We start from the raw sequence: 17,723 nt of genomic DNA on the forward strand, positions 1-17,723 counted from the left end.
AGTAGGTAACTTAAGAGAAAAGGGCACAATAAAGGAGTTGAAATAATATTCTTAGAGCTAAGTAACAACTAAATATCGGATTTATAATTTACGAAATTTATGCCTTTGTGAAAAGAGGGCAGCACCAATAGATATTAATATGCATACTGCGGAACTTACAATTAGAAAGCGGTTTTCGATCCTACTTACCTTTCTTTCGCCTACAATTTGATAAGTAACGTCTCCTTCAATAAATCGCTCACCTTGATATTGCTGACTAATATTAAACGCTAAAAAATCACCTTGCTTTGCCTGATAAGTAAAGTAGGTTTCCGGATAAAAAATTTCATAAGTTGCAAATAGCCAAATGGTGAGGCTGATTAAAAACAATGTAAAACTCAAAATAGGCAGTATTTTTAGAGGTGCTTTTGTTGTTGGTGTCGATGGTAAACAGTGATCAAAACACGCCTCGCTATAACACATTTTCAGTTTTTCAATCACTTCAGAAGAGGGGATAAATTGTCCATTTTCTAGCTTTGATAAATATGATTGTTGAATACCTATCTCACGAGCAGCAAACGCTTGGGTCCACTTTCTGTTTGCTCGAAGACGTTTTAATTCTACCCCTAAAGATTGCATATCTAATATTCTTTTATTTATTGTTGGCGCTTTATTATCACCAATTAGCTAATCTAGAGATAGAGGGATCATCAATATTCATATATATGAATAAAAGAATACTATGAATATTAATGAATTAGCGTTTTTTATGGGGTATTTTAAATTATGCTAGCATTATCAAACTAACGAAAGGATATATTGTATTATGAAAAAACACGTCTATTTATTACTTAGCTTCATGGCTTTATTACTAGTAAGTTATCAAACTAATGCCGAACCTGTTTTTGCCGTTAAAGCTGATATTTATAAGTTAAAAAACGAAATAACAATTGATAGCAAAGTAGCTGAAACTTTAAAGCTATTAACTCCTATTCATCAGCCCGCTTTATTAGCTTTATTGGGTGAAAGCGCATTAATTGAAATTGGGGATGAAAACCGTTTAACCGCACTTGAAGTAAAGACAAATAAAGATGGTACCTTTTTCAATGCGGCGATGAAGTTAAAGGACAAAACAGATGGGAAGTGGCAATCGATAACGTCGTTTATGCCACATATACCAAGTGGACAGACGGTGTACTTTAGCCGCAACTTTTCAGGTAGTACATGGTTAATAAAATTAACGGGAAATCGGTTCGCATCTGAGGAGCTTGGATTAGCGAGTTTACAGAACTAAATTATAAATGTGATTGTTTTTAAATAAATTGGGCATAGCTTAAAAACCCCTTTACCTCAACCTAACTTTAGCTTTTATGATGTGTTTTTTGTCGAATTAACAACATTATGTGCCCAGTTCAAAATTACCTTTTAAGCCTTAGGCTAACAGAATATAAGCCATCTTTTTTACAAGCTGTGAAACTCGTTCAAGCAGTGCAACAGTCAATGGCTGACAATTGTGAGTTTGCGCAAGCGGCATTAGTTTGGGTTGAAAGAAACAATCGCAACTGCATGATCACAAATGAATATGCACTGGTTACATTGCTGCTGAAAAAGCTGTGTTTACAATTTTAGAACTGATTTAGAAGACATTGAAAGTTTGAAAAGTAAGACTACTTCCAAAGATCCGGGTCATCTTGTTCTGGCGTGGTTTTATTTAAAACTTGTGAGAAGCGGTTGGCAAAAATACCTAAGTAACCCCAAGCAGCAAGACTAAGTGCCACAACGAGAATAACTAAACCGATAACTTGCAGACTATAATGGCTATAATAACCCAGAGCTATAAATATCACGGCCAGCACAAACAGTGCTAGGCCGCGTAGAAAGCGCTTTAAGCTGAGCTTAGGGTTAGAGCCTAAGCGGTATATAAGCGGCTTTATCATAACTGCTTACTATTAATAGTAAGAGTGATCGCCAGCTTGGTGATCAGTTATATCTGCTACCCCTGAAATTTCATCAAACTTAGCAATCATCTCTTTTTCAATGCCTTCTTTTAGCGTGACATCGATCATAGAGCAACCATTACAGCCACCACCAAACTGAAGTACAGCAATGCCTTCGGCTGTTACTTCAACGAGGCTTACTTGGCCACCATGGTTAGCCAGCTGCGGGTTTACTTCGGTTTCTAACATATGCTGAATGCGTTCGTTAAGACTGGCATCATCACCAATCTTACGAGCTTTAGCATTAGGCGCTTTAAGTGTTAACTGTGTGCCCATCTTATCAGTAACAAAATCAATTTCTGCTTCTTCTAAAAATGGTGCACTTTCAACGTCAACTACGGCATCAAAACCATTAAAAGGAAGGCGAATATCGCTTTCTTCTACTGCATCTTCAGGGCAGTACGAAACACCACACTCCGCTTGTGATGTGCCTGGGTTTACAACAAATACACGGATATTTGTTTTTTCAGCTTGGTCAGCTAATAATTTTGCAAAATGTGATTGTGCGGTTTCGGAAATAGAAATCATAAAACAACTATACTTGACTAAATTACTCGGATACTGAGTATCATACTCCGCTCATCGCGTTGTCGCCAGTGTTGAGCGTAAAAAGTTGGCATCTAATTTAAGCAATGTTAGCGTGCAAACATTGATCATTTTATGAGTGTTTTATATGCGTTTGATAATAACAATCTTTACACTATTTTTGAGCTTTTCAAGTTTGGCTCAGCCACTGTCATATTACTTTGAAGATGACGTAAAATTTGACCCAACAATCCCCACTCCAAAAGAAGTATTAGGCTATGAAGTGGGTGAGTGGCACGTGCGCCACGACCAGCTAGTTCGATACATGGAAATACTTGCTGATAAAAGTGACCGTATGAGCTTTGAAGTGATTGGCCGCACTCATGAGCAGCGCCCTTTAGTAATGCTAACAATTACCGCTGCTGATAAATTAGCGAATGTTGAGCAAACACGCCAAGCTCACTTAGCGCGCCTGGCAGATAAAAACGCTAAAAAAGCAGACCAACCAGCAGTGGTATGGATGGGTTACAGTGTTCATGGTAATGAATCATCAGGCAGTAACACAGCGCTGTTAGTTGCTTACTACTTAGCTGCGGCGCAAGGAAGAGAAGTTGAAACGCTATTAAACAATACAGTCATCTTACTTGATCCATCATTGAATCCAGATGGCTTAGCGCGTTTTGCTAATTGGGCCAATAGTAACCGTGGTATGAACTTATCATCTGACCCACAAACTCGTGAGCATGTTGAAAGTTGGCCAAGTAGCCGAACGAACCATTATTGGTTTGATTTAAATCGTGACTGGTTGTTGTTACAGCACCCTGAGTCACGAGCACGTATTGCTAAGTTTCATCATTGGAAGCCTAATGTTTTAACAGACTTCCACGAGATGGGCCCAAATAGCACTTATTTTTTCCAACCGGGTATTCCAACACGTAAGCACCCTATAACTCCTGATGAAAACGTTAGTCTGACTAAAGCAATCGCTAACTACCATGCCAAAACTTTAGATGAACACAATGCATTGTATTTCACTGAAGAAAGCTTTGATGATTTTTACTACGGTAAAGGTTCAACATATCCAGATGTAAACGGCGGTGTGGGCATTTTATTTGAACAAGCAAGCTCTCGAGGTCATGTACAAGAGACGCAAAATGGAACTTTAACCTTTCCTTTTACAATCAAAAACCAATTGCTAACCAGTATGTCTACGTTTCAAGCTGCGATAGACAATCGCCAAGCCCTATTGGATTATCAGGCAAAATTTTATAACCAAGCAGTGGAGCTTGCAAACGAAGAAGATTTTAAAGGCTATGTGGTTCAAGCAGGTAACGATTCGGCTCGTTTAGAGTTATTTTTAGATTTATTAAAACAGCATCAAATAGAGGCTTATCCATTAAACAAAGAGTTAAAAGCTGACGGTAAACGTTTTTCTGAGGGCAGCTATTTTGTGCCATTAGCGCAGCCACAGTTTCGCTTAGTTAAAGCTGTGTTTAGTGAACAAAAACGCTTTGTTGATAATACCTTTTACGACGTATCAGGCTGGACGCTAGCGCATGCTTTTAACCTTGAGTTTGCCTCAGTAAAAAGTGGTTGGGGACTTGATGTTAGTGATAACCCATGGCAAAAAATTGAAAAACCTAGCTTTAAGGCTTTATCCAATCAATATGCATTTGGTTTTAAATGGGATAATTATTTAGCACCAAAAATGCTGAATAAACTGCTTAGCCAAGGCGTTAAAGCACGAGTTGCGCTTAGTCCGCTCTCGGCCAAATCAGTAGCAAAAAGTGTCGACTTTGCAGCGGGTAGTATTATTGTTCCAGCAGGGATTCAAGATCAAGATAATTGGGTTGAATTATTAAGCGCAGCGCAAAATGAATTTGGCATTGAAATTACACCTATTACATCGGGCTTAACAGCAAAAGGTGCTGATTTAGGCTCGCGCTCATTGGCGGTTGTTAAAACACCCAAAGTGCTATTGGTTGGTGGACAAGGTACTAGCCAATACGAAGTGGGTGAAGTGTGGTACTACCTTGACCGCTTTGTAGGTGTTGCGCCTACAATTGTTGAAATGCAGCGCTTAGGGCGATTAGAGCTTAGTGACTATAGTCATATCGTACTGGCAAATGGTAACTACAACAGTTTGAGTGACGCTGATAAAGTTGCTATTAAAACGTGGGTCCGCAAAGGCGGGGTTATTTGGGGCCACAAAGGGGGCGCTAAGTTTTTAGTTGACCAACAGTTATTGAAAACGGGTTATTTATCACGTCAAGATGTTGCAAGTGCTTTTAATACTGGTGGCTTAAACTATGGTGACAAAGACCACCTAGCAGGTAGACAACGTATTGCTGGGGCAATTTTTAATACTAGTGTTGATTTAACGCACCCACTTACTTATTCGTTAGAGCGCAATACACTACCCGTGTTTAAAAACAGCACTTGGTTATTAGAAACTTCATCAGCCCCATTTGTGAATGTACTGCAATATACTCAAAAGCCGTTATTAGCAGGATTTACAGATGATGTGAACGTCGAACAAGTAGCGGGCGCTGCAGGGCTAGTTGCTCACTCTTATGGACGCGGTAATGTAATTGGCATGACAGACAACCCTGTATTTAGAGGCTACTGGTACGGTACTAGTCGTTTGTTAAGTAATGCGTTATTTTTTGGTCATACTTTTAGAGCTAATAGCGAATAAAATTATCGTCCTAACGGCGTTAAGCAGGTAACAAAAGCCCATACCTGTTCAGCGCCAGCTTCTTTTAAAGCTACTGTTGCAGCATTGAGTGTTGCACCAGTAGTCATTACATCATCAACAATAGCAACTGTTCTTCCACTTAAGTCCTCATGACATACAAATGCTCCTTGCACGTTTTTAACTCTTTTAGCTTTGCTGAGAGTTGACTGTGCTTTGGTTTTTTTATCTCTTTTTAAGCAACTTAAGGTTAGAGTATTTGCAGGTAAGCATGCGCCCCAAGTTTGGGCTACCTGGTTGTAGCCACGTTGTAAAAATCGCTCGTTGTGCAAAGGCAAAATAATGAACAGTTCAGGCCATTGTTCACAGCATGCTTTACTGTTTGCTAATTGTTGCTTTATAACCTGTTGCAGCGCTTTTTTATAAAAAATTTGATTACTAAATTTAAGTTGACTAAGCCAGTGATCAAAAGGCGCTCTATACCAGGCACATGCAATAAGATGGTCAAATTGGCAGTCTGGAAAAAACTCCGCAATATCGGGACGATAAAGTAAGTTAGCTTGTGCTGTTAAATCCAATAAAGGTAAGTCGTTGAGGCAACAGTCACAAATACCTTGGCTTGCTTTTATTGGGGTTTGACATTGCGTGCAAAATGATGGGAAAAACCAATCAAAAACCGCACTGGTACATTCACTTAAGCTAGTCATTGCATTCATTCCCTTAAACGCTATTATGAGCGCTAAGTTTGGATGAAGGTTGGTAAAAATGCAAAATGAGTTAGTGCTATTACATGGCTGGGGTATGAATCAAGGCGTGTGGCAGGTGATTTTACCTGAATTAGAGTTCCTACATAGCGGTACTGTAAAGTGTTTAGACCTGCCTGGTTATGGCAATACCCAACAATGTCCTCAACCTTATAATTTGCATGATGCCGCAAAGCAACTAAGTGAGCAGTTACAGCCAAAGTCAACCCTAATGGGCTGGTCATTGGGCGGTTTATTTGCACTGTATATCGCTAAGCATTGGCCAGAAAAAGTAGCTAAAGTCATCTTGGTGGCATCAACGCCTTTTTTTGCTGAACAACCTGAGTGGCCAGGTATAAAACCTGATGTGCTTAATGCATTTAAAGAGCAATTAGTCACGCATCGCGAGAAAACAATTGAGCGGTTTTTAGCAATTCAGGCAATGGGAAGTAACAGTGCCCGCGACGATATAAAGCAATTAAAACAATTATTAAATGAGTTTCCCGCTCCTAAAAACGAGGCACTGACAGCAGGGCTTGAGATTTTACAGCAACAAGATTTACGCGACCTTCTAGCTACATGTAACGTGCCAATATTCGGTGTATTTGGTCGCCTAGATGCTCTAGTCCCTTATCGAGCGATTAGTAAAATAAAAGCGTTGAATAGTGACTTTGAATACGAAGTTATCGATAAATCATCTCACGCCCCCTTTATCTCTCATAAAGATCAATTCTTATCTGCTATTAAATCAATGCTTTAAAATATTGCTGTCTGAAGCCAGTAAATATAAGGGGTTTACACTTTATTTTGTTTGTTTTATGAGCGATAATTAAAGTAATTTAATATTGGTGGAGGTGTAATATGCCAATCGGATCTGTATTTAACAATGGAGTAGAAGGGTTTAACCGTGCCAGTCAAGGTATTGAAAAGGCGAGTGCGGAGATAAATCGTGCCAGTATTGATCAGCAAGACGATGCGCAACTCGCGCAGCAGCGTCAATTACAAGCTGCCCGCCCTGAAGAAGCCGTGACTGCGCCAGTATCACAGCCTGCTCGAATCGATGAGGCTTTGGTCAACTTAAAAGTTGAAGAGTTTAACGCTAAAGCGAATACGCAATCTATCCAAACAGCTGACGAAGTACTAGGTACTTTAATTGATGTGCGAGTTTAATTAAACAATGAATATCGTCACGCCATTTCCAAATGTAAATATAAACACCGCAAATGTTTATACGGAAACGGCTCGGCGTGACAACCAGCTACGTGAAGTTATCCCCCCTCCTGCGGCCACAAAACCAAGCAATGCTGAAAATAAAGCGCTTGGTGATAATGACAAGGCCAAACAACCAGCTACACATGAAAGCGTTACTTACGACTCTAAAGGTAAAGTTGCTGACGAAACAGTTGTTCAAGAGCGTGAGCAGGGGGAGAAAAACCCTGAACAACAAAGTGAAGAGCAACAAAAAGAAGCTAAAAAAGAGCAACAAGTTGCAGAACAAGAAGAGTTAGATGCAGCACAGATAACAGAGCTAAAAGCACGGGACACTGAAGTACGCGTTCACGAGCAAGCTCATGCATCTGTAGGAGGCCAATATGCTGGCTCCCCTAGCTACGAATATCAACGCGGCCCCGATGGGCAGAATTACGCGGTGGGTGGCGAGGTTCAAATAGATGTTGCTGAAATCGAAGGGGACCCACAAGCTACGATTGAAAAAATGCAAACAGTACGTGCTGCAGCACTTGCCCCTGCAGAACCCTCTGGTGCAGATAGAGCTATCGCAGCAGATGCCACACAAAAACTTGCAGCGGCGCAAGCAGAGTTAACGACGCCTGAAAATGACGATGAAAGCGCAAAAGACAGCGGTGAGACTTTTAAAGTAAATGATGACAATGAACAAGCTGCACCTATCTCAAGCTCAGAAACCGCTACAGCTAAGCGTGACGCCGATGTTGACGCACGAGCAGGGCGTATAGCTCAATTCTACCAAGCTGCTACATCTCCTTATGGACAAGCAGGGTTTTCGGCCACCATTTAGTTTAAGCCGTAAATTTCTATTGCCTATTAAATAAGACTCTCAATTAAAATAATTTCACGTTTGTTTACACTATATTGCTTTTTATGTTGTTAAGAACATTTCTAATTGTTACTTTTCCTGCAATTTTTATTAAGGAAGACAATTAAATGAAATATGCAGTAATCGCAGGCGCTTTATCTCTTTTCTCAATCACAGCAGTGGCAAATGAAACATCACTTTTAAGCTATGATTATGTTGAAGCGGGCTACGCTAAAATGGACGTAGATGATATTGATGAGCTTAGCTTTGATGGTTATGTTGTAAAGCTTAGCAAGCAAGTGAGTGATAATTGGTACCTAACAGGTTTATACGCCAGTACATCAGATGATCTTTTTGAGAGCGAATCGATGGATTATCGCGATCTTTATCGAAATGGTGAGTATGTTGGCACTTCAACCTTGTATAGAGAATCAGGTTTAGACATTGAAATTACGCGCTTAGAGCTTGGTCTAGGGTATATCCAGCAGTTATCAGCAGTGACTAATTTAGATTACAGCATTAAGTTGGGCAGACTGAAGTTTGAATCGGACAATACTTATTTATCTGAAGAAAGGTTTAACGGGGTAGAATTTGATTCATATTCTGATGGTGATTCAGATTCTAGTAGTGCAGATATCCTTTCAGCAAACGTACAAGTAAGGCATTTATTAACTGACCAGTTCGAAGTTAATGCGGGTGTTGGCTACGAGCGTTTACATGATGAAGAAAGTGATAATAACCTAGTGCTTAAAGCTGGCTTTAACTACGCATTTACTGAAAAAGCAATCGTAGGTGCTGCATATCGCAATGTTAATGAATATTCTGATTTGAGCGTAACGCTACGTTATAATTTTTAATGCATAAACAACGCGTTTAAAGTGTTTAAAATGCCGCAACATTTGTTGCGGCATTTTTGGTTTACTTTTTCACTTTTGCATTGGCGAAGGCATCGGCAAAGGCATTACCCATCATCGCATTACCGGTATCGCGTTTTGGCTTAGCAGCACGAGGCTGGTGATTATTGCCTCTAGTATTACTTTGCGACTTTTGCTTCGCTGCAGGTGCCGGCTTATTACTAGTGTCAATGTCATCGTCTAAGCGCATGGTAAAGCTAATACGTTTTCGTGCAGCGTCAACTTCTACGACTTTTACTTTAACTATGTCGCCGGCTTTAACTACTTCTCGCGGATCAGAAATAAACTTATTCGTGATCGCTGAAATATGCACTAGGCCATCTTGATGTACACCAACATCAACAAAGGCACCAAAGTTTGCAACGTTCGACACTACACCTTCTAAAATCATACCGGGCTTTAAGTCAGAGATTTTTTCAACTCCGGCTTTAAATTCAGCTGTTTTAAACTCAGGGCGCGGGTCGCGACCCGGCTTGTCAAGCTCGCTAATAATATCGGTTACAGTCGGTAGACCAAACTTGTCGTCAATGTAGTCGTTTGCAACAAGCTTATTTAATAACTCTGAATTACCGATAAGGCTGTTTACGTCTAAGCTATTTTGCTCACAAATACGCTTTACAACAGGGTAGGCTTCAGGGTGAACAGATGAGTTATCGAGCGGATCTTTACCGTTACTTATTTTCAAGAAACCAGCCGCTTGTTCAAACGCTTTTGGCCCTAGTCGTTCTACTTTTTTAAGCTCTGAGCGTTTAGCAAAAGAGCCATTAGCATCGCGATAGTTAACAATGTTTTGCGCTAAGGTTTTATTTAACCCTGATACACGGGTTAACAGCGGTACTGAGGCCATATTTAAATCAACGCCAACGGTGTTTACACAGTCTTCAACAACGGCAGTTAGGGTTTGGCCCAACTGACTTTGCGACACATCGTGTTGATATTGACCTACACCAATTGATTTAGGCTCAATTTTAACCAGCTCAGCAAGTGGGTCTTGTAGGCGGCGGGCAATAGATACCGCTCCACGTAGTGATACGTCTAAGTCCGGAAATTCATTGGCAGCAAATTCAGAAGCTGAATAAACCGATGCACCCGCTTCGCTGACCATGATTTTATTGAGTTTAAGCTCAGTGTTTGCTTTGATGAGCTCAGCGACTAGTTTATCTGACTCACGCGATGCGGTGCCGTTACCAATGGCAATGAGTTCAACTTTATGTTGACGGCATAGCTGCTCAAGGGTGCGTAATGATTTATCCCAATGATTTTGTGGCGCATGTGGGAATATTGTTTGTGTTGCTAATAATTTACCTGTGCTATCAACTACGGCAATTTTACAGCCGGTACGCAGGCCTGGATCAAGTCCAAGTGTGGTACGTGCGCCAGCAGGTGCGGCCATTAGTAAATCTTTTAAGTTTTTAGCAAATACATCGATAGCACCGGTTTCGGCTTTTTCGCGCATGGCGGCTAAAAATTCGTTTTCTAAGTGTAGGCCAAGTTTTATTTTCCACGCCCATTGTACCACGGTCATTAACCATGCACTGGCAGCTTGGTTTTTTATATCAAGGCGGTAATGATCGGCAATCATAATGGCGCAAACAATAGATGGATCTTCAGCGTTTGGCTCAGGGTTAATACTTAATTGTAAAATACCTTCATTGCGAGCACGTAGCATAGCTAGTGCACGGTGAGACGGTATTTTTTTCAGTGGTTCTTGATGTTCAAAGTAATCACGATACTTTGCACCCGCTTGCTCTTGCCCTTTTATAATGCTTGCTTCTATCTGACCATGTTGGCTGATATGACTGCGGAATTTAGCTAATAATTTAGCATCTTCAGCAAAGCGTTCCATCAGAATAAACTTAGCACCATCTAGAACCGCTTTATTATCGGCAAAGCCAGCATCGGTGTTTATGAACTGGCTTGCTTGCTGCTCTGGATCAAGGGTTGGGTCTTTAAACAGTGCATCAGCTAATGGCTCGATGCCTGCCTCAATCGCTATTTGCCCTTTGGTACGACGTTTTGCTTTATAAGGGAGATATAAGTCTTCAAGCTCTGTTTTGCTCGCTGCATTATTTATATCTGCTTCAAGCGCTGTGGTCAGTTTATCTTGCGCTTTTATCGTGGCTAATATAAATGTTCTACGTTCTTCTAATTCACGTAAGTAAGATAAGCGCTGCTCTAATAAGCGTAACTGGGTGTCATCTAAACCACCGGTAACTTCTTTACGGTACCGAGCAATAAAGGGAACAGTTGCCCCTTCATCAAGTAATTTAGTTGCAGCAACAACTTGTTGTTGTTGAGCATTTAGCTCAGTGGCTAAACGTGCAGAGAGTGTGCTCATGCATAAACCTTTTCAAACGAAAAATAAAGCCAGTATTACTTTACTGGCACAGTAAGACTAACTGAATAATATCACAGTACAAAGCAATGGAAAGGCCTTAAAAGCTGAGCTTTTAAGGCCTTTTTAAAATCACTGACACAACGCGGGAAAAGAGGTATTAATGTGGATGATCCACATGCTCCAATACTTCACTAAACGTGTGTGCAATTGGGCTAATATGCAGTGGAATTTGCAATGTTTTAGTAATTTCACGTGCTGATAATAAACCGCATATTTCGTTATCAGCGGTCGTGACTAACAAAAACATGGTACCGTGGTGCTCCATTGTTTGTAAGGCATCACCAATACAGGCATAGCTTAAGCTTTGCATACTGACGCCAGTTAATTGCGTTAGCGGAGTCATTACATGGCGTAAACTAATATCAGCACGGTTTACATTTAAACGTTGTGCTAACACCATGATTTTTGAGCTTTGCAAATCTGCACTTGATACAATACCAATAAGCTTTTCGCTATCGTCGATTACTAAAATGAAGTCAGTATGTTGGCTACTGGTTTGCTGTAGCGCCTCGATGATACTGATGTCGTAATGAGCGCGTAGCGGATCTTTTTGGGTAAAGTTATTTACCATTTTTAAAGCAGGAGAAGTTAGATCAATTAGCGGCTGAGTGTCACTATACACATGAGATAACACGCCTTTTGATACATCTTGGGTACGTAATTCTTTGAAATTAGCCATAGTAGTCACCATTTTCGTTATTAAATTTAATATTTTTTAGCAGTAAATTAAATAAGGAAAGTTGGCGGCCCTCGCACAGAAGTTCGATTAAAAAGTGACGCTAATTGTGGTATCACATAGTGTGAAATTGTGGCTTCAGGGAGTGGTTGAAGTGCCCCAAAGTAAAGTTCGTTGGCATGGATATCTATGTCAACGTCAAGGTTTGCTTGGTCAGGAATGTCACAAGCAATGTAGTGAGTGGTTGGGGTGGAAAATTCTTGTACGTTGTCAAAGTCATTGGCAAATACGGTCAAACTCACACTCATTAAGAGCGTAAATAACACGGCATTCTTAACTATGCGATGTATTAAGTTTGACATAACACGACCTTCCAATTACAACTTCAAGCGCAAAATGCTTTACTTGAGTAACACTATTTATAGTCTACAAATACACATTAGACAATCAATTATTAACCTTATCTGAATTATCCTAGTTCAAGGTTAGCTAAGCGCATGTTTATTTACTTTGCCCCAGGGTATTCAATATTATTGACGTACCATTCTTTGTTACCTTGCGGCGTGGTGACATAAAATTCGTCATCTACTTGCTTTTTTAGTAATGCTCGCGCCATCGGTGAGTCAATCGAGATATAATCTTTACGATCATAAATTTCATCGGGGCCGACAATTCTAAACTTGAGTACTTCGCCTTGTTCGTTTTCGACTTCTACCCATGCTCCAAAAAACACTTTACCTGCTTGTTGCGGTGAATAATCAATGATTTGCAAATCAGGCATGCGTTTACGCAAATAACGTACGCGGCGGTCTATTTGCCTAAGTAATCGTTTATTGTACTGGTATTATAACCCCACCCAAATATATACTAAAATCACTACTTTAATACTTGTTAGATGATAGAAAAGAGTTAGTATTAAGGAAAAGTAAATATACTATATAATAAAAAGTATGGCATACATCCAAAAAATAAACGTAAAGTATCATGATAAAGAGGCTGGTAGTATTTGTGAGTTACCAGCTCTTTATACAGAGAAAGGTGTCGTGATATCACATATAAGATATCTTGCTTGGTACAGCTCTAAAAGTGAGTCATGGAAAGAGCGCTCTATATTTTCTTTAAAGCTCCTACTCACATATATTGATGTCGTACCAAACTTTGAAAACTCAACTTTATTATTAAAAGGTTTTACTAAAGCACTATTAGTAGGAACAATCGATTACGATAAAATGGATGACGAACTTGGATTGTATTGGAAGGCAAGAAAGCCTAGAGATGCAAATAATATATTATTTCATATAACGCATTACTCTGATTTTTTAGCTTTACAGGAAGGGTTTGACTCATCAAGGATAAACCCCTTCAGAAAAGCAACCAGTTATGAAGAGAGATTAAATTGGTGTGCATATTATCATAAGCACGCAAATGTGTTCCTAAATCATTTATCTAATCAAAATGACGCTGCCTTTAATGCGAAGAGAGTAAGATTCATTGATCGGTTATTAGAGCCTAAAATAAATAATGAAAAAGCGATGAAATTCCCCGATGAGCACTTTGAAAAGCTTCTTTATATTGGAATGGTAAAAGGCTCAACACCAGACTATAAATCTCAAGCTATGACCATGTTATTAAATTATGGTGGATTACGTAAAAGTGAGCTATTTCACCTTTATGTTTCAGATATAACTTTACACCCAATATATCGAGATGAAGCATTAGTTAGGGTCTATCATCCAGAAATAGGCCGCTCACCTGACAGTAGTTTTGCAAATAGGCGAGAATACTTACTCGAAAGCACTTTCTATAAACCAAGAAATACATACCGATTATCAGAAAGACTATATGCGGGTTGGAAGTCACCTTTACTCACAAATAAAGACGGCTATTTTGAAGTGATATTTAACCCGCCTGAAAAAGCAAAAGAATTTTTAATATCTTGGGTTAACTATCTTAAATATCAACGGGTAGAGCCGGCAAAAACAGACACTCACCCATTTGCATTTACCAACTCCACAGGAGCGCCTGAAACGATAAAAAACTTTCAGCGAATTCATAAAAGAGCAGTAAAAAAAATTGGGTTGGAAGTTCAAAAAGAGCTTGGAACTACAGAGCATGGACACAGGCATGCATATGGTTATCGCGCACGACAACTTGGTTTAAGCCAAGTTGAAATTCAAAAAGCAATGCATCATAAGAGCTCTCTATCCTGCTTGGTATATATACAACCAACCTCAGAAGATATTCGTAGTAAGATGAGAGAGATTAAATGAGCAAACTTAAAGGTGACTCGAGCCTTCCATTAAATATACCTGTATCAATAAAAACATTGGGTGAATACAAAGCAATATGCAAAAAAAACGGTATTACTAACTCAAGATTACATTTAGAAAATTACAAAAGCATACCAGGCCTAATTGCACATCCAGAGAGGGTTTTTAAGGATGAGTGGGTGAGCTATAAAGATACATTTGATGTCCCTGATTTTTATTCCTATAAAAAGTTAAAGAGTATTATTAAGCCATTAGCTCTCAAATCACAAAAGGAATACAGGGCATTTGTTAAAAAGCAAGATGACCCTCAAATACCAAATGACCCACAGGGGGTATGGGAAAGTGAATGGGAAAATTGGTTTAAATTTTTAGGTAAAAAAGAGCCTTACAATTTAAAATTTATTGCAAAACCATATATAGCTTGGGCTGTAAAAATAGAAGAATTTATGACCCAAGCATTAGGCGGAGGTTCTAAAAACTCTTTGCTTTGCCGATTCGTTCGAATTTATATAGAAAAACACGATAAAAGCTTAACTCCAGAAGCATTTCTTACAAAGCAAAAGGTTAATATTAGACCCTTAAAGCAAGAATTAGAAAAGTTGAATACCGATAATATGCGGCGTAACTTGATAATTGCAGTGAATGAATTTTTAGACTTTGTAATTACCAACGATCTAACTAGTGAAGATGAGGAGACTGGAGAGATCATTCGTGTAATGGATGCTAGAAATCCTTTATCGCTGCTATCAAATTCAGCAAGTGTGATGTCTCCGCAACGCGCTGAGTCAACTAAACCTTGCTTGCAGTATTACTTTGTTAAAAAGGCCCAAGAGTGGATAATTCCAGCTAATGCAAAAACTTTTAAAGACCTAAAGCATTTGCAAAAATTTGATGCTGATTGGCTGAAAGTATCATCGAAGGAAGTAGATCGAAGTGACCCTGATTGCGTGATAAAAAAGATTGGAGATCAGCTTTATATGTGGTCTCCAATAAATTGGTTGCATACGTTCACTTTAACAAAAGTTCCATTGCGGGGTCGTCAGATTGCATATAATGATTCAGGTGAAGCAGATGATGTAATAGCTAATGTTGATCAAAATGGAAAAATAATTTGGGAAAAAAATAAATCTATTTTTTCGGGGTTAACAAAAAACCAAGCGTTTATTAAAAGAATGCCTGACGAAAACGCAGGGATGTTTATCACTACAAACAAAACAAGTAATAATGGTCAAGGTTATTCAATACCTTGGATACCTGAAGACCTTATTTATTGGTTAGTAAAACTTCGTAAGTGGCAGCAAAAATATAATCCTATAGATAACCCTACGAACTGGTCTAGTTGTAAAAGAACAAATTTAAATGAGTTGCAACTTAAGGCTAAAGGAATAAATTGTTTTTTATTTAGGGCGTATCAGGATATTGAGCCACAAAGTGTTGGTAATTCCCTAACACCAAGGTTAGCTGCCGCACTTTATAATGTTCAACCATCAAATTTAGAGCTTGCAACGCTATCAGGGAAGGAAGCAACGTTAAATCAGTATAAGTCTAAGTATACCCCTCACTCAATGCGTGTGAGCCTTATAACGGCTTATATAATGGAAATGGGGATGCCTATTGAAATAGTTATGAAAGTTGTGGGGCACTCATCAATTGTAATGTCTATTTATTACTGCAAAATTACGCAAGGCGATATTAGAAAGCGATTAGAGCAGGGCGAGAAAGAAGCATTAAAAACGAGGGTTGACGCTACTCAGAGTTTAATTGAACAAAATAAAATAGAGAAAGTAAAAAATGAATTGGTATCAAATAATGAAGAGTTACTAAATTCATTAACAAACTCTATTCCAGCAGGGAACTTCATTTTCAGGGATTATGGTATCTGCCCATATGCCGCAACTCGCTGTGAAGATGGCGGAGAACTTAATGGTAGTGGTACATCATTACGTGTACCGGCTCCATCTGGTTATCTAGGGACGCAAAATTGTCTTCGCTGTCGTCATTTTATTACAGGCCCCGCATTTATTGGTGGGTTGCTATCCATCACTAACGAAATATTATTTCACTCTAACACCCAGTCATCTCAATGCACAAAGTTACAAAGTAAAATTACTATGCTTGAGAAAAGTTTAGACGAATTAGATCGCCGAGAATACGTAGCTAATTTAAAAAATGAAAAAATTGACTTATCAGAGCGTAAAATTCTTGAGTTAAAAATAAGAAAAACTGAGTCAGAATATGAAAGTGCAGCAAAAAAAATGGATATGCTCTTATGTGACTTACAGTCGTCCTACAAGCTAATTAAAATGACACAATCAATAGCTAATCAAAAAGACAGCTTGTCCCTCGTTAAAATGAGTGATTCAGAAATAGAAATATCTTTAGAAGAGACATCTTCATTTGAGCAACTTCAAGAGGTTTGTGAGAATGCAACGATTTATGAGTCGGCCAATGCATCGCATGCCATAATTCCAAGATCTCAACAGTTGGATAAAATGGCTGTATTCAATGAAATATCTCCCGGCTTATTCTTACTCACAGAAGAGCAACAATTGCACGCTGGAAATCAATTAGCGCGCCTTTTAAAGTCTCGTTTAAAAACATGGTCAAAAGTTAGTCGTGTAATTAATTGTGATATTAAGCTCTCCGACCTTCTTGGTGATGAACAGATTTCAAAGTCTGAAATCGAATTTATTAATAAAAATAATACGTTAATTAATAGTGAGTTATGAGTATGTCACCTGAAGATCTACTAACTGAATTACAAAAAGGTTGCTCTACTAAGATTAGTGAAACCCTCGAAGCAATCTATAGGGTTTGTATGGAGCAAAGAAAAAGAGGTGTTGATGACTATTCTATTTCTACAATATCAAAGTTAGGCACTCAACGAGGGGTTCCAAAAGCACAAAGTATTCGTAATAAATCGGGTGAAAAGTATAGAGCACTTATTGCATCATTTGCAGAGAACAGCCCAGTAAAAGATCTTGGTAAGCAAAAGCATCAAGGGTTAGACTGGATAGATGAAATAAACAATCCAAAGCATCGATTACTAGCAAAAATTCAAGCTTCCGAGCTAATTGCGACTCGAAAAAAGCTACAAGAAATTATTCCACCAAACCTTCAAATTGATATTTATGACTACAAGTCTACTGGGCTTGGTTCTGAGCATAAACTATCGAATCAAGAGCGCAGAGCATTAGAATATTTATTATCAAATAGCTTTCAAAGCAAATGGAAATTAACGCCAACGGATTATGGGGAGCTTATTGATGAAAATAAGCATGCTGTTTTTAAAGCGGCTACCCTTGACGCTATAAAAAAAGCTTTAGATTTTTTATAGCCGTAATATCTATAACACACGCTAAAATTTAATTTGCTGTCTGGTTATTATAATCTTTGTAGTTTCAATAAAGGAAAGCTTCATTTGGATAGAAAAATTAAAAGACCCTATAGTTAGGCTTCAAGATAACATTTTC

The 17,723-nt window shown here is 38.8% G+C and carries 16 protein-coding genes and 1 pseudogene; 9 read left to right on the plus strand and 8 right to left on the minus strand.

What is annotated here, in order from left to right; translation table 11 throughout:
* Nucleotides 1-81: 81 nt before the first annotated feature.
* Complete coding sequence (locus AAEU30_RS08800) at nt 82-618, minus strand: helix-turn-helix domain-containing protein (protein WP_421960190.1); 537 nt, start codon at nt 616-618, stop codon at nt 82-84.
* Nucleotides 619-805: 187 nt separating this feature from the next.
* Here AAEU30_RS08800 and AAEU30_RS08805 point away from each other — a divergent pair, with 187 nt between their 5' ends.
* Nucleotides 806-1,273 (plus strand): hypothetical protein, encoded by a 468-nt coding sequence (locus tag AAEU30_RS08805; protein WP_421960191.1) that lies wholly within the window; start codon nt 806-808, stop codon nt 1,271-1,273.
* A gap of 373 nt (nt 1,274-1,646) precedes the next feature.
* Here the strand turns inward: AAEU30_RS08805 and AAEU30_RS08810 are convergent, their stop codons facing one another.
* Nucleotides 1,647-1,916 carry a hypothetical protein gene (locus AAEU30_RS08810; RefSeq protein ID WP_087532554.1) on the minus strand — a complete coding sequence of 90 codons (270 nt, stop codon included), beginning with the start codon at nt 1,914-1,916 and terminating at the stop codon, nt 1,647-1,649.
* Nucleotides 1,917-1,928: 12 nt separating this feature from the next.
* On the minus strand, nt 1,929-2,504 hold the full coding sequence (gene nfuA / locus AAEU30_RS08815) for a Fe-S biogenesis protein NfuA (RefSeq protein WP_087532553.1): 576 nt from the start codon (nt 2,502-2,504) through the stop codon (nt 1,929-1,931).
* 145 nt (nt 2,505-2,649) lie between these two features.
* On the opposite strand from nfuA, the gene AAEU30_RS08820 reads away from it, so the two are divergent.
* On the plus strand, nt 2,650-5,199 hold the full coding sequence (locus AAEU30_RS08820) for a M14 metallopeptidase family protein (RefSeq protein WP_421960192.1): 2,550 nt from the start codon (nt 2,650-2,652) through the stop codon (nt 5,197-5,199).
* Nucleotides 5,200-5,201: 2 nt separating this feature from the next.
* On the opposite strand, the gene AAEU30_RS08825 is transcribed toward AAEU30_RS08820, so the two are convergent.
* A complete protein-coding gene (locus AAEU30_RS08825; protein WP_421960193.1) occupies nt 5,202-5,903 on the minus strand; it encodes a ComF family protein in 702 nt (233 codons plus the stop codon).
* Between the two features lie 58 nt (nt 5,904-5,961).
* Here AAEU30_RS08825 and bioH point away from each other — a divergent pair, with 58 nt between their 5' ends.
* The 4 genes from bioH to AAEU30_RS08845 all read left to right on the plus strand — a co-directional run bounded on the left by bioH (nt 5,962) and on the right by AAEU30_RS08845 (nt 8,849).
* Nucleotides 5,962-6,699 (plus strand): pimeloyl-ACP methyl ester esterase BioH, encoded by a 738-nt coding sequence (gene bioH, locus AAEU30_RS08830; protein ID WP_421960194.1) that lies wholly within the window; start codon nt 5,962-5,964, stop codon nt 6,697-6,699.
* Nucleotides 6,700-6,800: 101 nt separating this feature from the next.
* Complete coding sequence (locus tag AAEU30_RS08835) at nt 6,801-7,109, plus strand: hypothetical protein (RefSeq protein ID WP_087532549.1); 309 nt, start codon at nt 6,801-6,803, stop codon at nt 7,107-7,109.
* Between the two features lie 7 nt (nt 7,110-7,116).
* Nucleotides 7,117-7,974, plus strand: coding sequence for a putative metalloprotease CJM1_0395 family protein (locus AAEU30_RS08840; protein ID WP_421960195.1), 858 nt, complete (start codon nt 7,117-7,119; stop codon nt 7,972-7,974).
* Between the two features lie 146 nt (nt 7,975-8,120).
* Entirely contained in the window at nt 8,121-8,849 is a 729-nt protein-coding gene (locus tag AAEU30_RS08845) for a hypothetical protein (RefSeq protein ID WP_421960196.1), read from the plus strand.
* 61 nt (nt 8,850-8,910) lie between these two features.
* Here AAEU30_RS08845 and AAEU30_RS08850 read toward each other — a convergent pair whose 3' ends face one another.
* The 4 genes and pseudogenes from AAEU30_RS08850 to AAEU30_RS08865 form a co-directional block, all read right to left on the minus strand.
* Entirely contained in the window at nt 8,911-11,244 is a 2,334-nt protein-coding gene (locus AAEU30_RS08850) for a Tex family protein (RefSeq protein ID WP_421960197.1), read from the minus strand.
* Between the two features lie 157 nt (nt 11,245-11,401).
* Entirely contained in the window at nt 11,402-11,983 is a 582-nt protein-coding gene (locus AAEU30_RS08855) for a CBS domain-containing protein (RefSeq protein WP_421960198.1), read from the minus strand.
* A 47-nt stretch (nt 11,984-12,030) separates the two neighbouring features.
* Nucleotides 12,031-12,342 (minus strand): hypothetical protein, encoded by a 312-nt coding sequence (locus tag AAEU30_RS08860; RefSeq protein ID WP_421960199.1) that lies wholly within the window; start codon nt 12,340-12,342, stop codon nt 12,031-12,033.
* A 143-nt stretch (nt 12,343-12,485) separates the two neighbouring features.
* Nucleotides 12,486-12,824: pseudogene (locus tag AAEU30_RS08865) on the minus strand (GreA/GreB family elongation factor); the annotation flags it as partial.
* Between the two features lie 106 nt (nt 12,825-12,930).
* Here AAEU30_RS08865 and gmtY point away from each other — a divergent pair.
* From gmtY to gmtX, 3 genes are read left to right on the plus strand one after another with little or no spacing between them, the layout of a single operon-like run.
* Complete coding sequence (gene gmtY / locus AAEU30_RS08870; protein WP_039489106.1) at nt 12,931-14,250, plus strand: gamma-mobile-trio recombinase GmtY; 1,320 nt, start codon at nt 12,931-12,933, stop codon at nt 14,248-14,250.
* Nucleotides 14,247-16,979, plus strand: coding sequence for a gamma-mobile-trio integrase GmtZ (gene gmtZ / locus AAEU30_RS08875; protein ID WP_039489104.1), 2,733 nt, complete (start codon nt 14,247-14,249; stop codon nt 16,977-16,979). Before gmtY ends, gmtZ begins: the two co-directional genes overlap by 4 nt.
* The gene (gene gmtX / locus AAEU30_RS08880; protein WP_290294884.1) at nt 16,976-17,587 is read left to right on the plus strand and encodes a gamma-mobile-trio protein GmtX; all 612 of its coding nucleotides are present in this window, start codon (nt 16,976-16,978) and stop codon (nt 17,585-17,587) included. The genes gmtZ and gmtX overlap by 4 nt, the downstream gene beginning before the upstream one ends.
* Nucleotides 17,588-17,723 lie beyond the last annotated feature (136 nt).

It is taken from the genome of Pseudoalteromonas mucoides (assembly GCF_049257175.1).
Taxonomy (GTDB): Bacteria; Pseudomonadota; Gammaproteobacteria; order Enterobacterales; family Alteromonadaceae; genus Pseudoalteromonas.